The 11639-nt window shown below is 64.2% G+C and carries 19 protein-coding genes and 1 tRNA gene; 6 read left to right on the top strand and 14 right to left on the bottom strand.

Annotation, left to right across the window (positions count from 1 at the left end; translation table 11 throughout):
* Positions 1-231 precede the first annotated feature (231 nt).
* From AAGD32_17435 to AAGD32_17390, 10 genes are all read right to left on the bottom strand, one after another.
* Entirely contained in the window at positions 232-1425 is a 1194-nt protein-coding gene (locus tag AAGD32_17435; protein MEM8876031.1) for a site-specific integrase, read from the bottom strand.
* On the bottom strand, positions 1422-1688 hold the full coding sequence (locus AAGD32_17430) for a hypothetical protein (GenBank protein ID MEM8876030.1): 267 nt from the start codon (positions 1686-1688) through the stop codon (positions 1422-1424). Before AAGD32_17430 ends, AAGD32_17435 begins: the two co-directional genes overlap by 4 nt.
* Before the next feature lie 73 nt (positions 1689-1761).
* Entirely contained in the window at positions 1762-1968 is a 207-nt protein-coding gene (locus AAGD32_17425) for a hypothetical protein (protein MEM8876029.1), read from the bottom strand.
* A gap of 81 nt (positions 1969-2049) precedes the next feature.
* On the bottom strand, positions 2050-2991 hold the full coding sequence (locus tag AAGD32_17420; protein ID MEM8876028.1) for a DNA adenine methylase: 942 nt from the start codon (positions 2989-2991) through the stop codon (positions 2050-2052).
* A 50-nt stretch (positions 2992-3041) separates the two neighbouring features.
* On the bottom strand, positions 3042-3908 hold the full coding sequence (locus tag AAGD32_17415; protein MEM8876027.1) for a hypothetical protein: 867 nt from the start codon (positions 3906-3908) through the stop codon (positions 3042-3044).
* A gap of 38 nt (positions 3909-3946) precedes the next feature.
* On the bottom strand, positions 3947-4342 hold the full coding sequence (locus tag AAGD32_17410) for a hypothetical protein (protein ID MEM8876026.1): 396 nt from the start codon (positions 4340-4342) through the stop codon (positions 3947-3949).
* A 33-nt stretch (positions 4343-4375) separates the two neighbouring features.
* Positions 4376-4798 carry a hypothetical protein gene (locus AAGD32_17405; GenBank protein ID MEM8876025.1) on the bottom strand — a complete coding sequence of 141 codons (423 nt, stop codon included), beginning with the start codon at positions 4796-4798 and terminating at the stop codon, positions 4376-4378.
* Between the two features lie 128 nt (positions 4799-4926).
* Positions 4927-4999 (bottom strand) — tRNA-Met (locus AAGD32_17400).
* A gap of 166 nt (positions 5000-5165) precedes the next feature.
* Positions 5166-5417 carry a hypothetical protein gene (locus AAGD32_17395; protein MEM8876024.1) on the bottom strand — a complete coding sequence of 84 codons (252 nt, stop codon included), beginning with the start codon at positions 5415-5417 and terminating at the stop codon, positions 5166-5168.
* Complete coding sequence (locus AAGD32_17390) at positions 5414-5704, bottom strand: hypothetical protein (protein MEM8876023.1); 291 nt, start codon at positions 5702-5704, stop codon at positions 5414-5416. Before AAGD32_17390 ends, AAGD32_17395 begins: the two co-directional genes overlap by 4 nt.
* Before the next feature lie 111 nt (positions 5705-5815).
* Here AAGD32_17390 and AAGD32_17385 point away from each other — a divergent pair, with 111 nt between their 5' ends.
* Genes AAGD32_17385 through AAGD32_17375 form a run of 3 tightly spaced genes read left to right on the top strand, consistent with a single transcriptional unit; the run spans position 5816 to position 7325 of the window.
* Positions 5816-6229 (top strand): hypothetical protein, encoded by a 414-nt coding sequence (locus tag AAGD32_17385; GenBank protein MEM8876022.1) that lies wholly within the window; start codon positions 5816-5818, stop codon positions 6227-6229.
* Complete coding sequence (locus AAGD32_17380) at positions 6229-7080, top strand: hypothetical protein (GenBank protein ID MEM8876021.1); 852 nt, start codon at positions 6229-6231, stop codon at positions 7078-7080. The genes AAGD32_17385 and AAGD32_17380 overlap by 1 nt, the downstream gene beginning before the upstream one ends.
* A complete protein-coding gene (locus AAGD32_17375; GenBank protein MEM8876020.1) occupies positions 7080-7325 on the top strand; it encodes a hypothetical protein in 246 nt (81 codons plus the stop codon). Before AAGD32_17380 ends, AAGD32_17375 begins: the two co-directional genes overlap by 1 nt.
* Positions 7326-7550: 225 nt before the next feature.
* Here AAGD32_17375 and AAGD32_17370 read toward each other — a convergent pair whose 3' ends face one another.
* Positions 7551-7826: a hypothetical protein gene (locus tag AAGD32_17370; GenBank protein MEM8876019.1), complete on the bottom strand. Its 276-nt coding sequence runs from the start codon at positions 7824-7826 to the stop codon at positions 7551-7553.
* Between the two features lie 79 nt (positions 7827-7905).
* Here AAGD32_17370 and AAGD32_17365 point away from each other — a divergent pair, with 79 nt between their 5' ends.
* The 3 genes from AAGD32_17365 to AAGD32_17355 are packed head-to-tail and all read left to right on the top strand — an operon-like array spanning position 7906 to position 9246.
* Positions 7906-8637, top strand: a complete 732-nt coding sequence (locus AAGD32_17365) for a S24 family peptidase (GenBank protein ID MEM8876018.1) — start codon at positions 7906-7908, stop codon at positions 8635-8637.
* A complete protein-coding gene (locus tag AAGD32_17360; GenBank protein ID MEM8876017.1) occupies positions 8634-8915 on the top strand; it encodes a hypothetical protein in 282 nt (93 codons plus the stop codon). The genes AAGD32_17365 and AAGD32_17360 overlap by 4 nt, the downstream gene beginning before the upstream one ends.
* Positions 8916-8955: 40 nt before the next feature.
* Positions 8956-9246 carry a LuxR C-terminal-related transcriptional regulator gene (locus AAGD32_17355; protein MEM8876016.1) on the top strand — a complete coding sequence of 97 codons (291 nt, stop codon included), beginning with the start codon at positions 8956-8958 and terminating at the stop codon, positions 9244-9246.
* 573 nt (positions 9247-9819) lie between these two features.
* On the opposite strand, the gene AAGD32_17350 is transcribed toward AAGD32_17355, so the two are convergent.
* The 3 genes from AAGD32_17350 to AAGD32_17340 all read right to left on the bottom strand — a co-directional run.
* On the bottom strand, positions 9820-10659 hold the full coding sequence (locus AAGD32_17350) for a hypothetical protein (protein MEM8876015.1): 840 nt from the start codon (positions 10657-10659) through the stop codon (positions 9820-9822).
* Positions 10652-11140, bottom strand: a complete 489-nt coding sequence (locus tag AAGD32_17345; protein MEM8876014.1) for a hypothetical protein — start codon at positions 11138-11140, stop codon at positions 10652-10654. The genes AAGD32_17350 and AAGD32_17345 overlap by 8 nt, the downstream gene beginning before the upstream one ends.
* 116 nt (positions 11141-11256) lie before the next feature.
* On the bottom strand, positions 11257-11639 hold a 383-nt coding region (locus AAGD32_17340; protein MEM8876013.1), incomplete at its 5' end, for a hypothetical protein.

The following is an 11639-nucleotide window of genomic DNA, read 5'->3' as shown; positions in this document are numbered from 1 at the left end:
CTCGCGTAGGACGTGCGCGTTTCCGACTTCGCAGCGGGCGAGAATCGGCGTTTGTTCGTGCGGCACGCGTTAGCGCACGATGCATGACACGCAAGAGGTCACAGGTTCGAGCCCTGTATCGCCCACTCAAAAACCGCGATTTCGACGCATTCACCCCACGCGGGGACGACAGGGGGACGACAAGCGAACGTTTTCGCGTCGTCACTGGGGCATCACTGGGATAGCACTGGGTCATGTCTTCGCCTCCGCTACGGTGGAGTTTTCTTCTCGGATTCGCTGTTTCTCGCTGGTCGCGGTTCGGGCCGCGGCAACCACTTCCATCAACGCCTGGCCGTACCCCTCGGTCGTCGACTCGTCGGCGTGACCGAGCAGCGACTTGGCCAGTGCCCCACCGCCCAGCCCACGCATCCGTGACGCGAACGCGTGGCGCAGGCCTTGGGGTGACCATTGCTTGATCCCTGCACGACGGCACGCCCGCATCACCGCGCAGCGGTAGGCCGACGCGTCGTAGGGGCCGGTCGAGTTCCGCGGCGTGAAGATGTAGCCTTTGGTCGCCTTCGGCATCACTTCGTCCATCCAACGGCGCAGTGTCCGCTCGGCGTCGGGCAGCACCGCGATCGGTCGCGCGCGGCCGTGGTGTTCGGTCTTGTGGCTGGCCGGGGTGTACACGAGCACGCCCTGAACCGTCGCGAGGTCCTGGACGCGCATGGTCCGCACCTCGCCCGGGCGCATACCGGTCCGCCACTGCACGCGGATCATCGCGGCGACGGCTGGCTTCACCCGGCGAAGTACGGCGGCGACTTCGCGCGGTGTGGGCTCGTACACCTCGCGTCCGGCTCCGCCGTCTCGCACCGGCTTGAGTTCGAGCAGGTCGACGGCGGTGGCCTTGGTGATCCAGCCCTGCTCACGCGCGTAGACGAACACCCGGCGGATATGCGTGAGGTAGGTGTTGACCGTGTGGGCCGTGGCCTTGTCGGGTTCGTCCTGCTCCTTGCGCCTCACGCCCGGACGGTCGGCCAGCGTCTGGCGCACGGCGACAAGATCACGCAGCTCCAGCTCGTCGGCGAGTCGATCGCCGAACATCTCATCGAGCAGCGCGACGGCACCTTCGGCGACCCCGACTGTCGAAGTCGGCTTCCCGTTCTTCTGCCAACGGTCGCGGCTGGCGTTGAGGTAGGCCGCGCCGGCCACGGCGACGGTGATGCCCCCCTTGGCGAGTTCCGTCGCAGCGTCCTGGTCCCGCACCCACGACTCGTACTCGCTCACGGCAAGCGACTTCCACCGCTTCGCGTCACGCTGGTTGCTGTAGGCCGGGCCGAACCCCTTGGTCCGTGACTTCCCCTCGGCGTCGCGATAGCTCACGCGCCATTTCCAGCCCCGCGACTTGTCGTATTTCAGGGCGAGCTTGTACTTCGAGTAGCTCACGCGGCCTTGGTCTCCTTTTCCTCACGCTCCTGGCGACGCTTACGCATGACCTCCAAGTCCTGGGGCTCGGGGTACTCGGCGCGCAGGCGGATCGCGAGGTCGACCTCGGCCTTCCAGTAGTAGACGTCGTTGCCGCTGCGGTAGATACGCGGCGCGCAGACGTCACGCCGCCACTTCTGGAACGATCGCGGTGACTTGAGCCCCGCGCGTGTCGCAGCCTGGGCAGGTGTGAGTAGGTCGGGATGGCGTTCGATGTCCGGCATGTCGGTCGTCCTCTCGAAAGTCCGGGCCGCAACCGATCAAGTTGCGGCTCGGGGGTAGGGGTAAACGGTCAACTCACACAGCGATGTTGTCGCCACACACCTCGTCGATGCGGACGATGATGTCCTCGGCCTCCATGTGGACGATCGGGGCGGCGCTGATGCACCGACCGCTCGCGTCGAGCTCGACCTTGCGGCCGGATTCGCACTGGCGACACCAACCGCGCACGATCGTGCGGCCGTCGGGTTCGCGGTGAAGATCGACGGCTGCGGGTGGCAGCATGCTGTTGCATGTGGGACAGCGGTCGACGACGTTGAGCATGTTCGGTGCGCACATGGCGTACTCCGTTGGGGTGATGGCGGCTCATGCCGCGGGAAACAGACAGTCGGATTCCGGCGAGTGCTCTGCGGCTTCGCAGTCGCTCGCGTGTTTCGTGATGGGTTTGGCAACGTGCGGTTCGAAGTTGCAGAGCAGCACTTCCGGGGCAACGGCGGCGTGCGTGCTGTCCCGACGGCCCTGGCTGTGCAACGCCTTGGTCGTCGAAGCATCGACGCTCCACCAACCGGGGTACAACTGCTGGAGCCGGTCGTCGGCGTAGTAGCTCACCACGACGCGGCTGTGCTCGAACCGGCATAGCCGGGCGGCAAGTCGCTGGTGATCCTCGGGCGCAAAGTCGTGGCGGTACTTCGCTCCCTTGGCGAAGTACGGCGGGTCGACGTAGATGACTTGGCCGGCAACGTCTCCGAGCTTTTCGAGCAGATCGAGCGCGTCCTCGCTGCGGATGTCGACGCCTGCCAGCCGCTCGCCGTTCGTGCGAATCGCGTTGACAGCCGACCGCCAGCGCGTTGTCGGTGACCCCCCGCCGAGCAACGTGTACCGGCGGGCAGTGTTAACGTTGCCTTCTTCTTTGTCGGTGCCACTGAATCCGTTGAGCCCGAGCCAGCTCATCGCGTAGTACGCGGCGGCCCAGCCGACCCGATCCTCGGTGCCGCGCAGTCTGGTGAGGTCGGCCTTGGCGTCGTCGACGACGCCGTCGTACATGATGACGTTGCGGCACCGCCGGAACAGTCGCAAGCGATCACCATGATCGGACATCACGCGGGCAAGGTTCACGAGATCCCCGTGCAGGTCGTTCACGACCTCGGCGGCGACGCGAGCCTTGCGGAGCAGCACGGCCATCGACCCACCGAACGGCTCGACATAGGCGCGATGCTCACCGAGCAACTCGACGATGAGCGGCGCGAGTGTGCGCTTGCTCCCGTACCACGGGAGTAGCGCGCTGATGGGTCGGCGGGGCTTGCTCATGGCAGTAACACCTCGCGACGCGGTCAGGCGTCGCGGGGCGGGTGGAGGGTTCAGACGGAGCCGTGGTAGATCGGGACGCCTGCGGCTTCGAGGTCTTCCTCGATGGCCTGGAACGTCTCGTCATACGCCTTGGTGAGTTCACCGGGAAGCGGCGTGATCGCGAACGTCTTCTCGACCGGGTCGATCTCGACCGCGCACCTGATGAGCACGTTCTTCTCACCCGTCTGCTCGAACAACGGGAGCGAGAAGCTGACGGTGTCGGGGATGTTGCCCGTTCCCCGGAGTTCGGCCTCCACGGAGAGGCTCAACGACTCGCGGCCGTGGCCGACGGTGTTTTCCCCGTCTTTGTGGTCGACAAACTTCACCGTCTCGATCGTGGCCGCGAAGTCCGGGTTCTGGATGTAGCCGGCGAGCTGTACGCGGAGCATGCGGAGCAACTGCTTCTGATCAACGCCATCGCCCTCGTCACCGACGCCTGCAAACTGCAACGCCTTGAACGGTTCGGAAAGGTCGAGGCCGACGTCGGCGTGGTTGCGACGGTCGTTGACGTCCCGCACATAGCGGATGACCTTTTTGCCGATGAAGATCGCCGGCGAGATTGCGAGGCCAGTGATGTACTTGCTGCCGTTGTCGGTCTCGATCTCCTGATCGGCCTTGGCATCGTCGGTGACGAACTTGGCCAACGATGCGGGCGTCGCGAACGTGAGCGCGAGCGGTGGCGCATCCGCGTGGACCTTTTTCACGCCCTGCGGGTCTTGCAGGTAGTAGACGTGGTTCGGTTCGGCGGACTCTTTGAAGGTCCGGCCATGCATGGTCTGCCGACCGAGCACGGCGGCGACCGCGATGTCGTTGATGTCCTCAATGCCGTCTGTGGCGTCGAGGATGCTGTCGAGGGTGTGGGATTTCTGGAAAGCCATGATGGTCCTGTTGAGGGTGTGAAACGGGCGGCGACGCGCTACTCGGCGTCGTCCTTGAGGTCAGAGATTTCGGACTGCTTGGCGTCGTGGGCGTGCTCGATGGCGATCGCTCCAACGGTGGTGTCCTTGCCGCTGATCTGCTGCTGACGAACCTGTACGTCGAGCGTCCGCAACGGCAACGGTGGCAGGGTCGCCTTGAGTTTGAGCGACGCCTTCACCTGGTCGCAGCGTGGCGTGTGTGATGAGGTGTCGACGACCGGTACGGCCGAGATTTCGAGCACGACCTTGCGCTCCTTGTCGAGCAGCGGCATGTCTTTACAGTGCTCGACGATGCGGCGAATCTGTTGCTTGAAGTAGGCGTCGTACTCGCCGTCGTTGGCCTTGGCCAAGCTGTCGAGTGACACTTCGGCCATGTCGATCTGAACGTGGGGCATGGTGTGGGTCTCCGGTGTGGGGGTTGATGTGGATCAGACGGACGCGACCAACCGCACGGGACGGCTGGCGAGTTGTTCGGCGGTGCGCAGGTGCTCAATCGCGCTGACCAGCGCGTCGTGGGCCATCTGGTCGTTGACGGTGAGCATCCCGTAGGACGGGCGGGTGTTGATGTGCTCGGCGACGATCTCCAGCACCTCGGTCGGGCCGACGTCATGGAGCACGCCCGTGACGCGGTCGAGGTCCATCTGATTGAGCGGGCGTTGCTCGACGGCGTCCTCGTCGGTGAGCAACGCACCGGGCGAGAGCGCGAGGATCGTCTCGTCTTCCCCGCCCCACCAATCACGCTCGCGCTGGAGGTCGGCTTCGCCCCGCTCGGCAACGCGGCCGAGCTTGCTGCCGATGGCGAGGCCCAGCGTGACGCTGATGGCGGCGGTGATGAGAATGGTCTCCAACATGGCGCAGGTACTCCGTGCGCGGCACGTCGGCCGCGTTGAGGTTGCGGGGTGTGGTTTGATCCGATCGATGGGCGAACCGAAAACACCGCACCGATCGGTTCCTGCGGGACAATCCCGCGTGGATGAAATTGCCGGGGCGGGACTCGAACCCGCGACCTGGTGGTTATGAGCCACCCGAGCTGCCAACTGCTCTACCCGGCGAGATGTGTGCCACCGGCCGGGGTTGTGTGCGGCTCGGCGGCGTTGTTTGTTCCCGGTGATGCCGTGGGCACGTCACCACCGGGCGTTGTGGCGTTGCCCCGAGGGGCGTTGCCTATGCCTGCCGACCGCGTTGCATTCGGCCGGCAGGTGAGGGGGAGAAAATGCGCTACGTGTAGGTGGTGAAAACGATTGCTGGTTCCAAGTGCTCGCCAGCCCATTCAGCGGCGGTGTGGGTTTCGGTGTATCCGGGCGGGCCATCGTCCGCTCCGGCAGTGATGACCTTGTCGTTGGGAATCTGCGTCCAGTCGTCCGCATTAGCCGGCTCGCCCGCGAGTTCTACATCGTGGAACTGCGTCGCTTGCTGGGCCGAGTCGGCCGCAACGACTTCGCCGTCGTTGTTTTTGTAGAGGTGCTTCACGCGGCCACCTCCTTGGCCTGCTGCCCGGATTGATCGGTGTACGCCTCTGCGGCGGATGACGGAGCACCACCGGACGCCATCTCGGCAAGCGTCTTCCGGACGGCTGCCTCACCGTGTACCTCGGCGGCGCGGGCGTAGAGGTCGATCCCGTCGATCACCTCTTGCGGGTGGGTGTTGTAGAGAGTGGTGGACCGGCTCGGCTGGCCCGTGGGCTTAGGCCCATCCGTGTGTCGGGCGGTGACGGTGATGGTCACTGGCTTCGGCGGTTTGGGACGGTTGGGCGTCATGTCCGGGCAAGATAGACCCTTTGTCGACCCATTTGCAAGCCTAAAGACCTAAAAAAGATTTTTTTGAGAAGCGTTTACAACATAACCTCCGACGCGATGATGCTTTGCAGGATGCAAGAAGGGTCGGTAAAAATCCGATCGCTCACGGCGAAGCTGGTTGAGCCTTTGGCCCCGGCGATCCGCGGGTACGCGGAGACGTTCAGCGGCAAGGCCGTTGCGTCGGTGGTAACCGCTGGGCACTTTGCCCTGCTCGAACAACCGCGGCCCGTCCGCGATCGCCTCGTCAAACGTGTCGAGGCCGAGAAGAACGACCCCGACGGCATGGCCCGCCTGATGGCGCAGGCCGAATCGGGCGTGCTGCTCGATCGCATCCGGCGCGAGATCGCCGAAGAACACGAGCTCGAGGTCGGCACCGGGCCGACTCAGCTCATTGAACGGACCGACACTCCCACCGTGCCGGAACCGATCATCAACCGCAGAAACGAAAAAGCCCCGTCGAAGCGGGGCGCGAAGAAGGGGACGTGATGAAGTACATGCTCACGGGGATGATGGTGCTGGCGATGACCGCGTCGGCCTCGGCGCAGCTCACCGATGAAGAGATGCGTCAGCGGATGGAGGAATTGAACAAGCGCGCCGAATCGGGCGAGACCGACACCACGGACCGTGACCCGGCGGATCGCACCACCCCGCAGGCATCGAATCGGCCGACGCCTCCAGCCTTGCGGTCGGACGCTCCACCGGTGGTGAAGGAGTTGTACGACCGGCTGGTGAGGCGGCTCCCCGTGGTGGTGGCCGAAGCCAAGAAAGAACTTCGCGAGGCCGAACGGGCCTTGGATCAGGTCGAATCGGGACGCATTGTCCCGGCCAGAAAACAAGCGGAGCGGTTGAGCTCGGGCTACTGGGTTTTCCCTGATGAGTCGTCCAAAGCAGCCCAGGTTGAGGTGGCACAGCGAGAGGTCGAAGCAGCGCAAGCACGCGTGGCCGATGCGGAGCAGGGTCGCGTCATGCCACGCGCGACGGCGAAAGACTTGGAGGATTTGGACGGTGCGCAGGTCCGAAACCAGTGGAAGGTGTTTCAAGTGCTCGACGATCAGAACGCCCTGCTCGTCTACGGGTACTACACGCAACACGTCGAGCAGTACGTCCAAGGGCAGCCGATCGTGCGGAACACACATAACTGGTCCGACCCTGTTTGGGTATCGGGGGTGTCGACGGCCGGCTGGGTCGATGACCGAGTTGTCGAGGGGCTTCCGCCCCTGATTCAGTCCGGGACGAAGTCTTACCAAACAGCCATGGGCCAGCGGACAGCACCGATGCTTGAGTCCGCGGACGCGGCGATTACTCGGTATCTCGACGTTGAAAGCGAGGGTCAGTGATGCCTGTGTTTCACGCCCTTGAACACCGCAACGGCTCGCGATGGATCAACCTTTCGGCCGCATCCGAAATCTCATGGACCGTTGGCGACCTTGGCGAGGTGGTGGTGAGCATCACGCTCGCTCACGGCGCGGTCGTTGAAGTCACCGGCGACGAAGCGGACAGCATCATCAACTGGGTCAACGAGCGTCGGTCGTCTCGGGAGCCGGAGTTTCGGAGCGATTGGGAACCGACCGTGGGCCAATGAGCATTGGCCAGTGCGTCGGCTCCATGAGATCAACGATGGCAGCCTCCGCTTCGCGGGTAGTCTGGTAGAGCTTAAATGCACTGTCGAGCCCGCGTGTGTTTTGGTCGTACTCGTGCGGCAGACGCATTGCCATTTGGCGCAGCTTGGTTAATTCCTCGCGCGCCCGCCCTGCCTGTTCGATGATCGCCTGCATCGTCATGGTCGCAGTTTAGCAACTGTTGAACTTCACGACACGCGCCCGATCACGGGAATCCTGAACATTCTTCCCACCTGCTCCACCGCGGCGGCCAGCACCTCGGCCTGTTGCCGTGGCGGCAAGCCCTCGGCCAGCGTGAGCGTGCGGGCGGCGATGTCCACGGCCACCGGCGGCTGATCCGATCGGCGCTGCTCGAACCGCAGCTCGAACACCCGCCCGGCGATCTTCACCTTGCCGATCCCATCGGCGTCGGCGGGTTTCGGACTGTCACCATCCCCAGAAATGTTTTGACGATGTTCGGGCATGGTGCTATTTCTACCTAACACTGACCGAACGGCAAGATTTCTTTCCGGGGGTGTCAGGCTGCCCAACCGGAAGACTGATATGGCTGAATTGGCTGCCTTTGCCGCGTACATGCGCGGCCTGCGTGACGGGATGTTCGGTGACGAACCCAACGACGGCAAACGTCGGCGAATGCTTGCGGATCACTTGGGCCTGTCCGCCGACCGGCTCTACACGATCGAACGTGGCGCGTCGACGACGATGCACGAACGTCGGGGCATGTCCCAGCGGCTCGGGCTGGGGTCGGTGATGGACCTCGAAGAACGCTGGCGCGGCAACGTCCGCCACATGATCGGCACGACCGATGAGGAATACTCAACGCGGCGCATCCCGATCATGAACCTCACCCCGGCCGGCGAGCCCTGCGACTTCGCCCCGTGGGGCGAGAATCCCGGCACCGAAGCCCGCATGTACATCGACGCCCCTCCAGAAGTGGAGTGTGCCGACGGCACGTTCGGTTTGATCGTGTTCGGCGACTCGATGGAAGACACTTGGTGCGACGGCGACCTGGTCATCTGTCGATCGCTGGGACCGCGTGATGAGCAGCCCGACGGCACGCCCTGCTTCATCCGCACCGCCGACGGCGACTGCACGTTCAAATGCATCTACCGCGACCTCGACGCGGCGTCGCTGGAGCTTCGGCCGGCGAACGGCACACACCGCTCGCAGTTCATCCCGATGGAGGAGGTGAAGCAGGTTGCGGTGGCCATCCACACGATGCCCGGCTGGCTGGAGACGTTCGGCTCCGGGTCATTCAGCCCGCCAGCGCGATGATCCGCAAGCCGCCCCACCCCGTCCTCGCCAAGCGCCGCGATGACCCGGCCGTCCCCACCTGGACGGTCGCGGTCATCGGTGGGCGGCTACACGGTCAACTGCTGCGTGTCCCACGCTCCGCGAATCGTGGCATGCTCGTGGGCGTTGTCTATCGACTCCGTGACTTCGACCCTACCCATGACGGCCTCGATCCGATTCGGCACATGATGTACGAGCTGCGTGAGGACGGGCACTGGTGGATTGAATCAGATCGACTGGTGCATGAGCGGGTTGACTAGGCGCTTGCACACCCGGACCAACCCGGCCAAAGTAGACGCTATGGGGGATATCAAGGCGGTCGCCAAACAACTCCTGATCGAGCACGACCTGCGACTCGACCTGGCGTATGCGCGGCTGCTGCATCTGTTCCTCACCGGCATGACGGAGACCGAGATCGCCGACGCGGCCTACCTCAGCCCGCACACAATCCACGCCTACGGCAAGCAGATTCGACAGGCGTTCGGCGTGTCGTCGCGGACGGAACTGCTCGCGCTGGCGCTCAAGGTCGCGATTCGGATGCAGCCGCCCACGGCCGCACAACCGGAGCATGTCCGGGGAGTAGTGCTGTGATTGTAGCGAGTTTACCCTGGTTTACGCTCGGGCGATAAACTCGGGCAAGTGGTCAGTTTGACGTTCGCTGACAGTTGTTGGACACATCACCACCGCCCATCCGGACACCGTTCGTTCTGAACACGAGCCTTGGCGGCGACGATGCACTTGCAAAGCCCGCAGCGCGTCGGGAGACGCGGCGACACGTTCGCGTGGGGACATGCAGCGCACACCGCACGACGGTGACGAATCACCTCGGCGTCCGCCCGATCCGCACCGACAGCGGCCTTGGCCAGTCCGACCGCGCCGTTGAGCACCCGGAACTTCTTCCGCTTCGTCCACATCGTTCTACCTGGTCCAGCCGTGGCGTAGAGCGCCAACCGCCCGCGTGAAGCGGGTTGGACTATCTCATCATCCTCATGGGATGCCGGACGCTGGTCGCGTGTTATGCCGCCCGCCGGCGACGCCGCGTAGTCTCTGAACGTTCCGCCGAGGCGTCGGCGGCTTCGCTGCGGATTGTCGCCGTTACCGGCGGTGTCCCCGCAATTCATCCGGTTTGCACCGACGCCTCACGACGCCGGGGGCCGTCTTGATCTACTGCCCACCTCCGGGAGCAAAGGTCACCAGGTCCGACCGAAGCACATAGATGTCGGCCTGGTAGCCGCCATCACTCGGAGAGTTCGGGCTGCTGTAGGTCTTGGTCGTGGGGTTGTACGCGTTGTACCTCCAGTAGTACGCGCTGATGAGGCCGAAGATGTGGTACTCGCAGCCGATGTGCTCGTCGAACAGGTCCGTGTTGATGAACGTGACCTCGTTGGTGAGCGGGTCGCGCGAGGTCAGGAGTTCGTCCCAGACCGTCGACAAGGACGGCCCGTTGCCCGACGCACTGGCGTAGCCGCCGATGCCTCCACCGTCACCGTCGTCGGGGAAGAGCCCCGGCCACCACATCGGGTATTGGTCTAGCGGCGTCGAGTTGTCATCAGGCCGCCCGTTGGCACTGTCGTAGCCGCTGTAAAACGGCCCTCGTCGATAGGTGAACGGTAACGCACCGGGAGGAGCATTGTCGAAATTGAAGTTGGGAATCGGGTACTTGTGGCGCGGATAGAAAAACCGGCCTGTGGTCTCCAACTGGTGGTCTGGATCATCCCCACCGCTGAACCCGGTCGCGTTGCCCTGAGCGTCACCCTTGATCGTGCGGTACTCCCAGATCCGTAGTCGGTGGCACCTCGAACTGGGTTTGCTGCTGTACTGGTAGTCCTCGGAGAGCTCGGTGATCTTGCCCGACTGGCGCACGTCGATGAAGTCGCTGCTCTGCACGAAGCACGACAGGCAGCAGCAGTCGTTGCCCTCGCCGTCGTCGACGAGCATGTAGTCGGGCCCTTGGCCGCCACGCTTGACGATGAGACGGTTGTTACGCGAGACGAGCCTACTCATTGCACGACTCCGTGAGCAGCGTTTCGTTCGTGACCAATAGTTCAAACGTGCCGCCGGGAATGGTGTGGCCGTAGCCGGACGTCGCGGAGTTGCGGTCGAGGCCGTCGTCGATGAACGGCGACACGTTCTCGGCGATGACCTCGCCACCGAGGCGACGCGTGACTTTGTACACCCAGCCGCTTTCTTGGTCTCCGCTGGTCGATTCGAGGTCCACGGTGACGGGTACGTTGTAGCGAAAGTGGTAGACCGGGTCGCCGGCAACGTTTTTGCCAACGCGCCACGCTTCGACGATCGCGTTCTGCGGCACCCCGATGGCCTTGTTCACTTCCTGCGCGGCGGCGGTCCCGGTCTTGGCCGGATCACCGGCGACGTACTCGCCTGTGCTGCGGTCGAGCGTGACCAACGTCCAGTCGTAGAGCGTCGGATCGGCATTGTCGCTACCGGTGGCTTCGAGGTCACCGCACGCGCCGATCTTGAGCATGACGCGAGACGATGTGCCGAGGAGCCGCGGCCGTTGACGAAACACCCCCGGCCCCGACGCCTCGAATGCTTCGACTGCGGCTTTGGTCCGCCTCGCTCCGTCTCGTGAGATGTAGCTCATGCCCACGGGTTGGGGAAGTCGAGCAGGCTGAAGTCTCGCGGGCGGTACATCGCTGCGCGGGCGGTCACCGGCGGGCCGCTCGTGAGCCGTTGCCCGTTGCCGTTCAGTAGCGACGGCTGGGGCGGCTCACTGCCATCGGGCAGAAGGATGCGCTCAAGCTCGCCGTTGTTCAGCTCGTTGTAGCCAGCGTCCGGAATCAGCGGATTATGGCCGTCCGGGTTAAGGCTGATCGGCCACGTGATCTCCCAGAAACCGACGCCCGCTTCTTGTCCTTGGCGAGCGGTTGGCTGGCCGATCTTCGCGGTGCCGGCGGCGGCGAACCACAGTGCGCTATTGATCGTGTGCTGGAAGCTGTCGATGACGCCACCTGGATTGGCGG

The organism is Planctomycetota bacterium, from assembly GCA_039182125.1.
In the GTDB taxonomy this organism is placed as follows: Bacteria; Planctomycetota; Phycisphaerae; order Tepidisphaerales; family Tepidisphaeraceae; genus JBCDCH01.
This window is presented reverse-complemented; position numbering and strand designations above follow the sequence as displayed.

Excerpts from the sequence above, each read along its gene's own strand:
- AAGD32_17430 (MEM8876030.1), bottom strand. The coding sequence starts at position 1,688 with ATGCCGGACATCGAACGCCATCCCGACCTACTCACACCTGCCCAGGCT.
- AAGD32_17425 (MEM8876029.1), bottom strand. The coding sequence starts at position 1,968 with ATGCTGCCACCCGCAGCCGTCGATCTTCACCGCGAACCCGACGGCCGC.
- AAGD32_17420 (MEM8876028.1), bottom strand. The coding sequence starts at position 2,991 with ATGAGCAAGCCCCGCCGACCCATCAGCGCGCTACTCCCGTGGTACGGG.
- AAGD32_17415 (MEM8876027.1), bottom strand. The coding sequence starts at position 3,908 with ATGGCTTTCCAGAAATCCCACACCCTCGACAGCATCCTCGACGCCACA.
- AAGD32_17410 (MEM8876026.1), bottom strand. The coding sequence starts at position 4,342 with ATGCCCCACGTTCAGATCGACATGGCCGAAGTGTCACTCGACAGCTTG.
- AAGD32_17405 (MEM8876025.1), bottom strand. The coding sequence starts at position 4,798 with ATGTTGGAGACCATTCTCATCACCGCCGCCATCAGCGTCACGCTGGGC.
- AAGD32_17390 (MEM8876023.1), bottom strand. The coding sequence starts at position 5,704 with ATGACGCCCAACCGTCCCAAACCGCCGAAGCCAGTGACCATCACCGTC.
- AAGD32_17385 (MEM8876022.1), top strand. The coding sequence starts at position 5,816 with ATGCAAGAAGGGTCGGTAAAAATCCGATCGCTCACGGCGAAGCTGGTT.
- AAGD32_17380 (MEM8876021.1), top strand. The coding sequence starts at position 6,229 with ATGAAGTACATGCTCACGGGGATGATGGTGCTGGCGATGACCGCGTCG.
- AAGD32_17375 (MEM8876020.1), top strand. The coding sequence starts at position 7,080 with ATGCCTGTGTTTCACGCCCTTGAACACCGCAACGGCTCGCGATGGATC.
- AAGD32_17370 (MEM8876019.1), bottom strand. The coding sequence starts at position 7,826 with ATGCCCGAACATCGTCAAAACATTTCTGGGGATGGTGACAGTCCGAAA.
- AAGD32_17365 (MEM8876018.1), top strand. The coding sequence starts at position 7,906 with ATGGCTGAATTGGCTGCCTTTGCCGCGTACATGCGCGGCCTGCGTGAC.
- AAGD32_17360 (MEM8876017.1), top strand. The coding sequence starts at position 8,634 with ATGATCCGCAAGCCGCCCCACCCCGTCCTCGCCAAGCGCCGCGATGAC.
- AAGD32_17355 (MEM8876016.1), top strand. The coding sequence starts at position 8,956 with ATGGGGGATATCAAGGCGGTCGCCAAACAACTCCTGATCGAGCACGAC.
- AAGD32_17350 (MEM8876015.1), bottom strand. The coding sequence starts at position 10,659 with ATGAGTAGGCTCGTCTCGCGTAACAACCGTCTCATCGTCAAGCGTGGC.
- AAGD32_17345 (MEM8876014.1), bottom strand. The coding sequence starts at position 11,140 with ATGCTCAAGATCGGCGCGTGCGGTGACCTCGAAGCCACCGGTAGCGAC.